The sequence below is a fragment of the Flagellimonas amoyensis genome (assembly GCF_003058265.1).
In the GTDB taxonomy this organism is placed as follows: domain Bacteria; phylum Bacteroidota; class Bacteroidia; order Flavobacteriales; family Flavobacteriaceae; genus Flagellimonas; species Flagellimonas amoyensis.
In genome coordinates this window covers 76,701-90,927 of record NZ_QBUK01000007.1, presented here as the reverse complement: position 1 = coordinate 90,927, position 14,227 = coordinate 76,701, and the positions used below count along the sequence as shown (strand labels likewise).

Genomic DNA, 14,227 nt, shown 5'->3' with positions numbered 1-14,227 from the left:
GGGCCAATCAATACTGTGAAAGGCCCCTTCCTCAATTTTTCATAACAAGATGCTTTAATCAAAGGCAATTCGTATACTGTAATTACCTGGAGCAAGTGGAATCATTACGATTCCTCCCGAAATTTCCCCTATGGCCTTGCCATCCATAGTAGCAGATTTACCCTTGAATCTAAGCGTTGCTGAACTATTTGAGGGCACCTCACAAGAATATAGGACATCGTTGCCTGCCCATTCCCAATTTGAAATTATGGGCCCTTGGACACTATTGTAGGTGGCTTCAAATTGTTGCAACTTCTTGACGAAGTTGGGTTCCAAAAGAAAATGTTTGAATCCTGGCGCTGCCTCATCCGGTCTGATTCCTCCCAATCCTTTATAGAACCATCCACTGATCGCACCAAACATGATATGGTTTCGGGACAAATCCGAAGATGCATCAATATCCCAATTCTCATATAAGGTTGTAGCGCCATTTTTGATCCACCACCCCCACGAAGGATAGGATTCTTGAGAGGCCAGCATATAGGCAAGGTCGGCATATCCATTTTCACTCAATGCACCCAAAATGGTTCGAGTGCCCAAAAGACCAACATCAATATGATTGGTTTTTTGTACTTCCAACGCTAGGTTTTCAGCTACCCTATCCTTTAACGCATCTGGGACAATGCCCCAATAGAGTGGTGCACTCAGCTCAGTTTGGTATCCACTGCCATAGATACCTGTTTCCCTATTCAAGTATTTGTCGTTTATGGCCTTTTTGATATTGTGTGCCAAATGGGCATATTCTTGGTGGTCCTCATGCTTGCCAAAATGAAGTGCGGCCTTTGACAGGATCAGTGCATCAACATAATAATAGATGGAGGATGTAAACTCCTTGGGAGTGACCGAATTTACGGGGACCCAGTCACCTAGACCCCAATTGGTCAATCCTCCATCATAGCTAATGGAAGTGATATAGTCAACATATTTTTTCATGGGCTCGTACATTTCTTTTAGTGCCCTGTCATCTCCATAGAATTGGTACAATTGCCACGGAATGATGGCTATGGTACTGGTCCAATCCGGACCATTACCCCAATCATATCCCCATCCGCCCCAAGTTGGTATAATGGATGGGAGCACCCCATTTTCCAGTTGTTCGTCCCTATGGTCGTCCATCCATTTTTCATATACGGATATGGCGTCAAAATTATAGAGCCCCGTTTCGATATTGATGTGTGCGTCACCTGTCCAACCATTTTTCTCACGTTGTGGACAATCCGTTGGATAACCAAATAGATTGGACAAATAGCTGGCATTGGTGGCCTCCCAAATTTTATTGATGACCTCGTTGGATGTATTTATTTTTCCGATAGGTGTGACATCACTATGCATGAAGTATGCTGAAATGTTACCCAAATCAATGTCGATTGGTTGATTGCTTTCAACTTGGACATATTGAAAGCCCTTATAGTTGAATCGGGGCCTGAAAACCTCTTCGCCCTTTCCTTGCAGTGTATATACATCAGTTTGGAAGGGGTCCAAACTGTCCTTTGGACGGTAATGTACAATGATGTTGGAAAGATCTAGATTGCCGATGCTGTCCAATTGCTCAGCATGTGTGACCCTAATTTGTGTTCCTTTTTCTCCCTTGACCTTGAGCTCGGTAACCCCGGCTATGTTTCTGCCCAGATCAAAAATGTATTGTTGGTCGGTACGTTTGTCCATGGAGGCAAACTTCAGTTTTTCCCCTGTTATGGGCGGTAAGGCCTGGGCACTGATTTTAGCCGAAGGGGCGTTTACAGTGATTGCATTTCTCCATTGACTGTCATCGAAACCACTTTTATCCCAACCCTCCAACTCAAGCCTGGCATCAAAGTGTTCTGCCGTATAAATACTATTAAAGACAAGGGGGCTTAAATGGGTTTTCCAAGTAGCGTCTGTTGCTACGGTTTCAGAGGTGCCGTCTGCGTACCAAAGTTTGATATTCATCAAGAATCGGGGTCTTTTCCTCCAACCTGCTTCATGAAAATTCCACACTGCCGTGGATTGATGATTGTACCAACCGTTGCCCAACTGTACACCAATAGCAACTTGTTCCTTCTGAAAGAAAGGGGTTATATCATGGGTTACATAGAGATTACGCCTATCGAACCTCGTATATATGGGGTCTAACCAATGATCTCCGATCTTTTGTCCATTGATGGTCAACTCATATAAACCGGCAGCAGTGATATAGGCCCGTGCCCTGATAACTTCCTTTGAAGTGCGCAATTCTTTTCTAAAATAGGGGGCCTCCTTTAGATGAACATCTTCTTGGTCCGTAATCCATTGCCCCTGCCATTTTACCGAGTCCATCAATCCAGTTTCAAATGAAGAGATGGATATGGGGCCATAATGTTCCTCTGCTGTTCGTATTTTTATACCCCAATAGTATTTGGTGTTGGCTTGGAGTGGGCTACCTTTATACACAATCAATGAACTGTCCGATTCGACTTCCGCGGTCCATAGATACCCTCTCCCTGATGCAACTTCGGAAGAATCCGTATCGATTAGGATTTGGTAGGCTTTTTGGTTACCAAAACTACTCTCACTGTCCATTTTCCATGAAAACCTTGGGGCACTTTCATCTATCCCGATGGGTGAGATCATGTGCTCTACTTTCAGGCCGGTGACTTTTGGCCCATCGGAAAGGTTCCTCCCACAGGAGAAAAATAGTACGGTTATTAAAATTAAACTGGGCAATTGTATGGCTAGTTTCATAATTGAATGGTTTTTAACAATATTGGCCTCCCAAAATGTGATTTGATTTATTTGATGATGAACGGAACATGCTTTTTTAAAGCATAGTTCTTTTTTAAGAATTTGGAATTCAATTTCTTATCAGAAATTACGACTGCTGCACCTATGGCGCTTCCCAATGACGAATCGGTCGTCATTATTTTCATATTCCGCAATGAATGTGAAAGCAAATTGATGTATATGTCGTTGTCACTGAATCCACCATCTATATATAGATTGCCCTCATGGTTTAAACTTGATATTTTTTTTATTTTTCCCAATTGCAGCATTACCAATTCTATCATTAAATGGTGATACGCATGTTCGAAGGAGGTATACTTTATAACTGTCTTATGTGGCATATTTTCGGACTTTAGGCTATACCAGCTGAAAATATGCTCGAAATCCTTGGTAATATCATAATAGGCGTCATAATCAAACTTTACAGTTCTGTGATAGTTGGTGTCGACGTCGTAATACCTGGTCAAAAAAGCTACTTGTTCCCTATATTCATTGCCAAGGAAAAGTCTGGATGCCTTAACTGATTTGCCGTTGATACGCATATAATTGATGCAATCATCGGCAATGTCCAAATCGGTCAGTTGACCATCTTGATATGGGTTAAATGCTATGCTCCAGGTACCCGTGGACAAAAGGATAAAGGGTTGTTCCGAACTTCTCACATAGGGGAGGAGGGCTGCGGAACTATCATGTATTCCGACACCGATTTTAATGCGATGGCCGTCATAATTCATGTTGAGACTAGTTTCCGTTGGGACTATTTTGGGGAGAAGCTGTGCCAAATTCTCTTTGTAGATCCAATCATGGTAGTCTTTTTTACCATAATCCCACATTCCGGTATGACATCCAATACTGGTATATTCACTGACCGGGATTCCTGTAAATATATAACTAAGGTATTGGGGAAGATGGATGGAGAATTTTATACGTTTGAATATTTCAGGTTTTGTTCGCTTTAGCCAATAGAGCTGAAGCCCCGAATTTAACATTCCTGAATCGTCTGACCCGGTTGCTTTTAGAAAATCATTTTTTGGGCCATACGTTTGAAAGAATTCTTGTCTTATTTCTTCTGGGTATGGCTTGGTATAATTATAAAGTGGGGTCAACGGTTCGCCAAATTCATCCAAATGGACCAGGCTTGCCCCATATGTGGAGAAATTTAGAGCTGTTATACTATACTCTTTGGACTTAATGGTTCTTTCAAATACTCCCTTGATCCAATTACAGAGTCCTTCCAAGTCTTCTGTAGGATAGCCATCCTCATCCTCTATCAAATCCAATTGTGTGTATTCTCGATATACCTCCTCGAAATTGGCATCAAAAAGGAAGAACTTTTTATTCGTTTTCCCTATATCAAAAACACCTGTAACTTCTAATTCCATATATACATTTTATAGGCCGGATGCAATGGTTGCTTTTCCCCGTTCCTTCACCAGTTGTTCTCTTACTTTTAGCTTTCGAAAGGCGTCGATGGGATCCAGTGCTGCCCCAGACTGTAGCCTCGACTCAGCCAATAACGGACGTACATCGGTACGATAAGCGGCTTGGAGAATTTCTTGGCATGCCACAACATCTTGGACTGATTGTGCTTCCTTTAATTTATGTTGATCGATCAGCAGTGCCTTGGTATATGCTTCCAATATTGCCTCCAGTGACTGGGTCAGATCTTCCATCGGATCCTTGATATTATGGCTGGCATCGATCATCCATGAAGGGTATGGATTTTGGGGATTGTTTGCTATACCATATACCAGTTCGTTGAATATTAGAAAAAGGGCATAGGGCTTAATGCTGCCAACGGTTAGGTCGTCGTCCCCATATTTACTGTCATTGAAATGAAAGCCTCCCAGTTTTCCCTTTAGCATAAGGGTGGAGACAATTTGTTCGATATTTGTGTTGGGGAGATGATGGCCCAAATCCACCAAGGTATATGCGTTTGGCCCACATTCATTGGCCAACATAAATGAAGTTCCCCAATCTTGAATCACAGTGCTATAAAAGTTAGGTTCGTACGGTTTATATTCTATTAACAATTTCCAATCCGGTGGAAGTGCCTTATAGATTTTATGAAGACTATCTTGTGTGTTCTTTAGTACCGTTTGAAAATTGTTCTGCCCAGGGAAGTTTGATCCATCGGCCAACCAAACCGTTAAACTTTTGGAACCTAATTTTTTACCTAATTCAATGACTTCAATATTGTGTTGAATTGCTTGTTCTCTTGAAGCATGATTTAGACTGCTTAATGAACCAAATTTATAGGAATGCTTTTGGTTAAGCTGGTCTTGGAAAGTATTTGAGTTCATTGCGTCAAAGCTTAACCCTTGACTTTTTGATTTTGCTTTGATTTCCTCAATGTTTTGAGGGGTGTCCCAAGGAATATGTAAAGAGATGGAACCAGCTGCATTGGTTAGGGCGTGTATAAGTCCCACATCTTCTATTTTTTGTTCCAATGTCCCGGGTTCGCCCTGCCCTGAAAATCTACCGAATCTGGTTCCACCTGCTCCCAATGCCCAACTGGGAATGGCAACTTGAAATTCCTTTATTTTCTTTAATAGTTGTTTTACTTCAATGCCTTGATGCTCCAAATCAATACCCAAAGCCTCGAATTTTTTTTGTTGTAACTCGATTTTAGGTTTGTTGACCGATTCTATTTGCACTCTATCTAACTTCATTTCTTAAACTTTTAAAATCCGTAGACCAGATGAACTGGCCCGGGGATACTTGAATTAAACTAAACCAACTTACTCTTTTCTTTATCTGACGAATGCATTGGCCATTCCACCGTCGACATTTATGATTGAACCTGTACTCTTATCCAAAATGCCCACCAAGGCAAATACACCATTGGCAATGTCACCGGGATAGATTATTTTGTTCATTAGATTACGCTTGGCATAGTGTGCCGGGAGCTCCTCTACTTTTATCCCATATGCCTTTGCACGGCCTTCGGCCCATTCGCCCTCCCAGATCTTGCTGCCCACGATGACGCCGTCCGGATTTACGGTATTCACGCGAATGTCTTTTGGCCCGAGCTCAGCAGCTAGTAGTCGTACCATGTGCTGTTGGGCGGCCTTGGCCGTTCCGTAGGCTACATTATTGGGGCCGGAAACCAGTCCATTCTTACTGGCGATGCTTATAATATCCCCCCCCAGATCTTGTTTGTCCATGACTTCAACGCCTTGCTTGAAGAGCTCAAATTGGCCTTTTACCAAAACATTCTGTAGCAGGTCCCAATCTTCACTTGTGGTTTCTTCCAGAGGTTTTGAGATGGCTAGCCCGGCACTGTGGATGATTATATCTACACCACCAAATTCAAGGCATGCTGTTTTGAAGGCTTCCTGAATGGACTTTTTGTCGGTGACATCACAAACAACATAGCCTGCCACGTCTCTTTTATAGGTGCCGATGGCTTCTTTCAATCGGTCTTCTGCAATATCGGCCAGTACGACATTTGCGCCTTGTTCTGCAAGTTTGTCGGCAATGGCCTTGCCGATCCCCCCACCGGCCCCTGTGACAAGGGCGATTTTTCTGGAGAGCGGTTTTTCCTTGGGCATGCGCTGTAGCTTGGCCTCCTCCAGGAGCCAGTACTCGATGTCGAAGGCCTCCTGTCTTGGGAGTGAGGTGTAGGCCGATATGGCCTCGGCCCCCCTCATGACGTTGATGGCGTTGACATAGAACTCGCTGGCGACCCGGGTGGTCTGCTTGTCCTTCGAGAAGCTGAACATCCCGACCCCGGGGTAAATGATGATCACGGGGTTGGGGTCCCTCATTGCAGGGCTGTTATCGTGTTTACAGTTCTCGTAGTATTCTTTATATTCTTTCCGGTACTGTTCAAAGGCAGGTTCCAATTTTTTAAGAACTTCCTCTGGATCTGACACATCTTCTTTGGGGTCAAGTGTCAACACCAACGGTTGGATCTTGGTCCTGAGGAAGTGGTCTGGGCACGAGGTCCCCATGGGAGCGAGCCTTTGCAGGTCGTTGCTGTTGATATACTCCATCACCACGTCCGCATCGGTAAAATGGCCGATCATTCGTTTTTCGGAGGAGCAAAGGCCACGGAGAAGGGGCATCAACCGTGCGGCCTTTTCTTTACGCCCTTCGGATGGGAGGGATTTTACCTTGGCCCCGCCAAAGACACTTCCTTTCCCCTTTATTTTCTTTTCGATATAGTCCGATGCCTTTTCAATGACCTCCAAACTGTTGATGTAACATTCATGGGAGGTGTCCCCCCAGGTGAACAGGCCGTGGCTCCCCAGAACGATCCCCCTGATGCCGGGATTGTCGTTGAGGCATTTTTCGAGCTGTAGGCCGAGGTCGAACCCTGGCCTCTGCCACGGGACCCATCCCATGGTGTCCCCCCAGATTTCCTTGGTGACCCTTTCACTGTCCTTGGCCGCAGCCACGGCAATGAGCGCATCGGGGTGCAGGTGGTCGATGTGCTTGAAGGGCAGCAGCCCGTGCAAAGGGGTGTCGATGGAAGGGGCACGGCTATCCAGATCATAGATGCAGTGGTTGAACAGTCCGACCATCCGGTCCTCGTCGTGCAGCCCCCTGTAGACGTGCTTGAGGTTCCTGAGCCTCTCGGTGTAGAGCCCGGCGATACCGCTGCGGTCCAGAGTGCCGATGTCGCCCCCGGAGCCCTTGATCCACATGACCTCGACATCTCCGCCGTTGAGCGGGTCCTTCTCGATGGTCTTGCAGCTGGTGTTCCCCCCGCCGTAGTTGGTGATCCTCAGGTCGGCTCCCAGGATGTTGGACCTGTAGAGGAACAGGGCGACCTGGTCGTCGCCGAGTTCCAGGGCCCGCTCCTCGTCCCACAGATAGTTTACGTGCTTAAATTCCTTGATGTCTATGCTCATTGGTGTTTGATTAATGTTGGAACCGCTAACTTAATTGATCGATATTCTTCGGCTATCCTGTGGTGTACCGTAATTTTTACTTTTTTAATATTTCCAGTAAATTAGATTATTATTGCCAGAAATTGAAACCCCCTGGAAATTATGGATTCGTATAGTTACATAGAGGTTGACCCAAAGTCTCGGAAACCGAAATATCTGCAAATTGTTGAAAGCATAATTGCCAATATAGCCTCTGGTAATTTACCGATCGATGAGAAATTGCCCTCTATCAACAATTTAAGCGAGGAGTTTTACTTGTCCCGGGACACAGTGGAAAAAGCCTATAGTATACTAAAGGATCAAAAGGTTATTGTTTCCATAAAAGGAAAAGGATATTTTGTGAATAAGACACCACTGATTTCAAAAACCAATGTCTTGTTCCTGATCAATAAGGCAAGCAATTATAAAATGCGAATTTATAATTCTTTTATTGAAACTGTTGGTGCTGAGGCCCATGTCGATTTACAAGTGTACCACTGCGACGAATCCCTGTTTTTAAACCTATTGAACAAAAGTTTGGGGGCATTTGACTTCTATGTAATAATGCCCCATTTCAAAACGGAAGAATTACATCATCTGAGCTCCACGGATGAAGTAAAGAAGATTTTGGAGCGGATTCCATTTGAGAAATTGGCGATTTTGGATAATAATAAAGGTTACGACGGGAAATGCCAATTTGAAATTTATCAAGACTTTGAAAATGATATTTACAGCGCTCTTGTTGAAGGTTTGGATAAAATAGTCAACTATAATAAACTGGTATTGGTATATCCTCAAAAAACAATCTATCCTTATCCAAAACGAATTTTACATGGTTTCCGAAAATTTTGTTCGCATCATCATTTGGATTTCGAGGTGTATGATGAGATATATGATGAAATGATTTTAAAGAAGGGGGATCTTTTCATAGTTATCGAGGAAGCTGACCTGGTGACACTGTTGAAAAGAATCAGGGAGATTGGGTTGAATCTTGGCAAAGAAATCGGTGTGATTTCCTACAATGACACCCCTTTGAAGGAACTGCTTGGAATTACTGTGATTTCAACGAACTTCCGGGCAATGGGCAAAACGGCTGCTAGCATGTTATTGAATAAACAGTCCGGTGCTGTGAAAAACGAATTTGATTTCATAGATAGGTTGTCAATGTGATTTCTCCAAGTCCGGTCTTATTGCGTTATTGTCAAAAGGGATTTGTGGTAGAAAAAGTTTAATTGACCTAATCACGTAAGAATCTAATCAAACATTTAATTATAGATACAGCATAGTACAGGATAATTTACCCCTTTTACTTTGTTTAGTTTGCTAACGGTTTGAAAATTTTCATAAAATGACCTTATCTGCTAAGCATACTCGATGCATTTTTATTTTATTTTCTTCAATGGTTCCAATGTTGATTTTAATCATCAGTGGATGCCAGAAAATACCTGGGGCTGATCCTGAGAGTTTGACTTATTCGAAACTCGCAAGTGAGTTTACCTCACCACCCGATTCTGCAAAACCATGGGTGTACTGGTATTGGATCAATGATGATATTTCGAAAGAAGGTGTTACCAAGGATTTGGAAGCAATGAAACGGGTTGGGATCGGAGCTGCCTTGATTGGAAATGTCAATCCGGATGAGAAAGATGGCAGGGTTCCCATTTTGAGCGAAGCGTGGTGGGAAACCATGGTTCATGCTGTGGAAGAAGGTAAAAGACTCGGTATTGACATTGGCGTTTTCAACTGCCCGGGATGGAGTCAATCAGGAGGGCCGTGGGTGACTTCGGATAAGGCTATGCGTTACGTAACGTATTCTTCAACTATAGTAGAAGGACCAGCCATGGTAGAGGTTAAACTGGATAAGCCTACGCTGGATTTTCAAGACACCTATCTACTTGCTACCCCGGTATCTTCCGAAAATGAGTTCTTACTTGATCTGAACAATGCCAAATTATCCACAACACCAAAGAACCTAGGAAACCTTTCTTCATGGTTCGACAATGATGTGACCACAGGGGTTCCGTTGGATTTATCCAAAGGAAATCAATTGATCATTGATTTTGAACTTAAGGAAGCAAATTCAGTACAGAATTTAAGCATTGCTCCAATGGGTACGCCATTTAAATGTGATTGTACCTTGGAATCACTTGAAGGGGATAAGTATGAAGTCGTCAAAACGTTTGAGTTTGACCGACAAAACATGGATGTGAACATAGGTCCTATCCAGCAAGGTGAATTAAGTATATCTTTCCCGTCTAGAAAGTCAACAAAGTTTAGGTTGACATGCTCTGGAATACGAAGGACTTACGGAAGTATTTTGAAGGGATCAAATGGTCTTGGCTTTTCGGAAATCAAGTTGAGTTCAAAATTGGTTCTGGACCATTACGTTGAAAAACAATTGGGAAAAATGTACCCAACACCACAACCAACATATGCCAGTTACCGTTGGGATGCCCAAGAGGAACCCATTAATGGCAAAGGCGTCGTCGATCCCTCCAAGGTTATGGATATATCCAATAAGTTGGGCGACAATGGTGTTTTGAAATGGGAAGTGCCCCAAGGGAAATGGCGTGTGCAGCGCTTTGGCATGAGTCCAACCGGAACACGGAACACACCTTCAGCACCTCAAGGGAAAGGATTTGAAATCGATAAGATGAATGATTCTTTAGCCCGGTTTCACTTTGAAAACTTCGTTGGTGAGTTGATTAAAAGGATTCCAGAGGAATCCAAGGATGCCCTGAAATATATCGTTGCCGATAGTTATGAGATGGGGAGCACCAATTGGACGGATGATTTTGCCCAAAAGTTCCAAAGTAAATTTGGGTATGACCCTGTAAGATTCCTCCCTGTTTTTTCAGGTATGGTTGTAGAAAGTGTAGATGCATCAGAACGGTTTTTATGGGATTTACGCAGGATTGTTGCTGATTTGGTGGCCTATGAATATGTTGGTGGCCTCAGAAAGATCAGTAACGAAAATGGATTGAAATTATGGCTTGAGAATTATGGACACTGGGGATATCCCTCGGAATTCTTAATGTACGGAGGGCAATCTGACCTTGTGAGTGGTGAATTTTGGAACGAAGGAACATTAGGGGATATTGAGTGTAAAGCAGCCTCATCTGCAGCACATATTTATGGTAAAAATCGAGTTTCGGCCGAAGCATTCACATCCTCTCAGCAAGTCTTTTTGAGACATCCTGCAAAATTGAGAAAAAGAGGAGATTGGAGCTTTACCGAAGGGATCAATCACTTTGTATTGCACGTTTATATCCATCAACCGGATGATGAACGCGAACCTGGTGTTAATGCGTGGTTCGGCACAGAGATCAATCGCCATAATACATGGTTTGAACAGAGTAAAGCTTGGATAGACTATCTACGAAGAAGTCAAGTTCTCCTGGAGTCTGGAAACTATGTGGCCGATGTATGTTATTTTATAAGTGAGGACGCCCCAATTATGACTGGGGAGCGTAAGCCGGAATTGTCCAAAAGTTATTCTTATGACTATATCAATGCTGAGGTGATATTAAGCGATATCAGTGTGAAGAACAATAAAATGGTTTTACCAAGTGGTGTAGCCTATAGTATGTTGGTGTTACCTCCGACTGTTAAAATGAGGCCCGCCGTGTTAAAAAAACTTCAGTTTTTGGTCAAAAATGGAGTACCTGTCTTTGGTAAATTGCCAGAGCAATCGCCAAGCTATACTGATTATCCGGAAGCAGATGATGAGGTGGCTGCACTGAGCAGGTCACTTCGGAATGAAAAATACTTCATTGAGGTGGAATCATTCGATGAATCCCCTGAACAAATGGCTCAAAAATTAGGGAAGGCTTTAAGTGATTTTGGAATAGCACCTGACGTGTTGATTCCAGATACAGACGAAAAGGACATTCTTTGGACCCATAGAAACATAAAAGAAGGAGCCGACATCTACTTTTTGACCAATCAAAGTGGAAAACCTATGCAAGTTGAGCCATCGTTTAGGGTAAGTGGAAAAAAACCACAACTTTGGAATGCGGTAACAGGAGAAATTCGTAATCTACCGGAATATCGAGTCGATGAGGACAGAACATCTGTCCCACTCCAATTTGAAATTGATGAGAGTTGGTTTGTAGTGTTCGTTGCGGAAGATGGAATAACCCAAAACCAAACAAAAAACTTTCCAGAGTTTAAAACGATCCAAACTTTGGACGATCCTTGGGCGCTTCAATTTGACAAGAGGGCTGGTCCTGGGAAGGAAGTGGTTTTGGAAAAGTTAATGGATTTAAGTTCATCGGATAACGATTCTATAAAATATTATTCCGGTAGCGTAACATACAAATCGAACTTTCAATTGGAACAGCTTCCGACACAGGAAAAGGTTTTTATCAACCTAGGCGACGTAGGGGTCATGGGAAAAGTGAAGGTGAACGGGGTAGATCTTGGTACTACTTGGATGGCTCCATTCCGATTGGCTGTGGATGTCAATAACCTGAAAATAGGGGAGAATAGTATTGAGGTTACAGTGGCAAATCTATGGAGGAACAGGCTCAAGGGAGATATGGGACTTGATGAAAAAGACCGAAGCACCTGGTTTTTAGTCAGTGATGTTAAAGAGGATGAAGAATTGCCAACTTCGGGCTTGATAGGGCCAGTAACCATTGAAGCACAATAAAAGAAAAATGAAACTAAGAATTACAATAGCCATTTTATTCTTGGCCCTTTTCCCAAGGGTATATGGTCAGTTACCACCAGTTTTCGGTAACGAGTTTCAAGATAAGGTTCGTACCACCGAAATGACCAAAGTGAACCTGACGGCCCAGCGCATTGTATGGAAGTCAAGTGCTGAAGGTACTATTGTGGGGAATCCGGGTGTTCTCCTAAAAAAGGGCAGTGGTCAGGTATCGGTAAATGAACCGGAAATTGTCAAACTGGTCAGTAACGCTATAGACAAACCTGGAATTTTACTGGATTTTGGAAAAGAAATTTATGGGGGCATCCGTTTAACGCGAGCCATAGGGGAAAGTAAGTTGCCTATCAAGGTAAGGGTTCGATTTGGGGAATCTGCTGGAGAAGCAATGGCAGAAATCGGTGGCGATCAGAATGCTACGAATGAACACTCCATGCGTGATTTTATTGTGGAACTGCCTTGGTTGGGCAGCATTGAGGTGGGGAATTCAGGCTTTAGATTTGTCAGGCTGGATTTAGTGGACCCTAATGTTACTTTACCATTGAAATCGGTTGAGGCTATTTTTCAATTTAGGGATATCCCCTATTTGGGTTCTTTTGAGTCGAGCGATTCCCGATTGGATTCGATATGGAAGACAGGGGCTTATACTGTCCATTTGAACATGCAGGATTTTCTTTGGGACGGTATCAAAAGAGATAGATTGGTATGGGTTGGGGATATGCACCCTGAGGTAATGACCATCAATACTGTTTTCGGAAAGAATGAAGTGGTACCCAAAAGCTTGGATTTTGCCAGAGATCAACATGCGTCACTGGAATGGATGAATGGAATAAGTTCGTACTCCATGTGGTGGTTGATTATTCATAAAGAGTGGTATGACGCACATGGCGACATGGAATATTTGATGGAACAACAACCTTACATACTTAAGTTGCTGGCTAAATTCGAGTCATATATCGATTCTAAGGGTGTAGAGAAGCTTGATGGCCATAGATTTTTGGATTGGCCAACAAGTGAAAGTCCAAAGGAGATCCATGCAGGCTTACAGGCATTGATGGCCTTGACGTTTGATTCAGGTGCGGATATCATGGAAGTTATGGATTTGCCAAAAAAATCTGCTCATTATAAGGAAGTCGCAAACAAGCTTAGGGATTATCTGCCTAAGGAATTTTCAAGCAAACAAGCAGGGGCATTAGTAGCTCTGGGTGGACTTGGGAACGCCACAGAAATCCATGATAGGATTCTTAAAAAGGATGGACCTAGAAATATGTCCACATTTTATGGCTATTACATATTGGAGGCAATGTCAAAAGCGGGAGCATACGAAACTGCCATTGACTTGATTAAGGATTACTGGGGGGGCATGCTTGATTTAGGCGCAACTACCTTCTGGGAAGATTTTAATGTTGATAATATGGAGTATTCTGGTCGAATAGACGAACTAAATGCAGAAGATGTCAATGACATCCACGGTGATTTTGGGGATTATTGCTATATAGGTTATAGACATAGCCTTTGCCATGGGTGGGCCAGTGGTCCCACAGCTTGGCTCAGTAGACATGTTCTAGGCGTCAAGGTGAAAGATGGTGGAAACACAGTAGTAATTGAGCCTCATCTGGGAAATTTGGAATGGGTAAAGGGCACTTATCCTACCAAATTTGGAGAATTGAAAATCAGTCATAAAAAGAATAAAACCGGAACGGTTCATACGGAGATAGTAGCCCCAAATGGTTTAAAGGTTATCCAAAAATGATAGCTTTTTATAATTGTTTTTTATAAGAATTAAAGAGTACATAATATTTCCAACTGGGATTGGGACCTACCCTTGAAATGTTTATGGTTCCAGTTCAACATCTTTTTGAGTTTGGCTATAGTATAAAGGAAGCCTTAAGCATCAAAATAG

7 protein-coding genes are annotated in these 14,227 nt (G+C 43.0%); 3 read left to right on the top strand and 4 right to left on the bottom strand.

The window, feature by feature from the left end; genetic code table 11:
- Positions 1 to 54: 54 nt before the first annotated feature.
- From DB398_RS11165 to DB398_RS11150, 4 genes are all read right to left on the bottom strand, one after another.
- Entirely contained in the window at positions 55 to 2,739 is a 2,685-nt protein-coding gene (locus DB398_RS11165; protein ID WP_108424479.1) for an alpha-L-rhamnosidase, read from the bottom strand.
- Between the two features lie 47 nt (positions 2,740 to 2,786).
- Positions 2,787 to 4,160 (bottom strand): FGGY-family carbohydrate kinase, encoded by a 1,374-nt coding sequence (locus DB398_RS11160; protein WP_108424478.1) that lies wholly within the window; start codon positions 4,158 to 4,160, stop codon positions 2,787 to 2,789.
- A 9-nt stretch (positions 4,161 to 4,169) separates the two neighbouring features.
- A complete protein-coding gene (locus DB398_RS11155) occupies positions 4,170 to 5,450 on the bottom strand; it encodes a sugar isomerase (RefSeq protein WP_108424477.1) in 1,281 nt (426 codons plus the stop codon).
- Between the two features lie 81 nt (positions 5,451 to 5,531).
- Positions 5,532 to 7,637, bottom strand: a complete 2,106-nt coding sequence (locus DB398_RS11150) for a bifunctional aldolase/short-chain dehydrogenase (RefSeq protein ID WP_199913386.1) — start codon at positions 7,635 to 7,637, stop codon at positions 5,532 to 5,534.
- Between the two features lie 141 nt (positions 7,638 to 7,778).
- On the opposite strand from DB398_RS11150, the gene DB398_RS11145 reads away from it, so the two are divergent.
- The 3 genes from DB398_RS11145 (at position 7,779) to DB398_RS11135 (ending at position 14,077) form a co-directional block, all read left to right on the top strand.
- Complete coding sequence (locus DB398_RS11145; RefSeq protein WP_108424476.1) at positions 7,779 to 8,825, top strand: GntR family transcriptional regulator; 1,047 nt, start codon at positions 7,779 to 7,781, stop codon at positions 8,823 to 8,825.
- A 178-nt stretch (positions 8,826 to 9,003) separates the two neighbouring features.
- Complete coding sequence (locus DB398_RS11140; protein ID WP_108424475.1) at positions 9,004 to 12,309, top strand: glycosyl hydrolase; 3,306 nt, start codon at positions 9,004 to 9,006, stop codon at positions 12,307 to 12,309.
- Between the two features lie 7 nt (positions 12,310 to 12,316).
- A complete protein-coding gene (locus tag DB398_RS11135) occupies positions 12,317 to 14,077 on the top strand; it encodes an alpha-L-rhamnosidase-related protein (RefSeq protein ID WP_108424474.1) in 1,761 nt (586 codons plus the stop codon).
- Positions 14,078 to 14,227: the final 150 nt, after the last annotated feature.

Coding starts and splice junctions, on each gene's coding strand:
- DB398_RS11145 (WP_108424476.1), top strand. CDS start 7,779: ATGGATTCGTATAGTTACATAGAGGTTGACCCAAAGTCTCGGAAACCG.
- DB398_RS11165 (WP_108424479.1), bottom strand. CDS start 2,739: ATGAAACTAGCCATACAATTGCCCAGTTTAATTTTAATAACCGTACTA.
- DB398_RS11140 (WP_108424475.1), top strand. CDS start 9,004: ATGACCTTATCTGCTAAGCATACTCGATGCATTTTTATTTTATTTTCT.
- DB398_RS11155 (WP_108424477.1), bottom strand. CDS start 5,450: ATGAAGTTAGATAGAGTGCAAATAGAATCGGTCAACAAACCTAAAATC.
- DB398_RS11160 (WP_108424478.1), bottom strand. CDS start 4,160: ATGGAATTAGAAGTTACAGGTGTTTTTGATATAGGGAAAACGAATAAA.
- DB398_RS11135 (WP_108424474.1), top strand. CDS start 12,317: ATGAAACTAAGAATTACAATAGCCATTTTATTCTTGGCCCTTTTCCCA.
- DB398_RS11150 (WP_199913386.1), bottom strand. CDS start 7,637: ATGAGCATAGACATCAAGGAATTTAAGCACGTAAACTATCTGTGGGAC.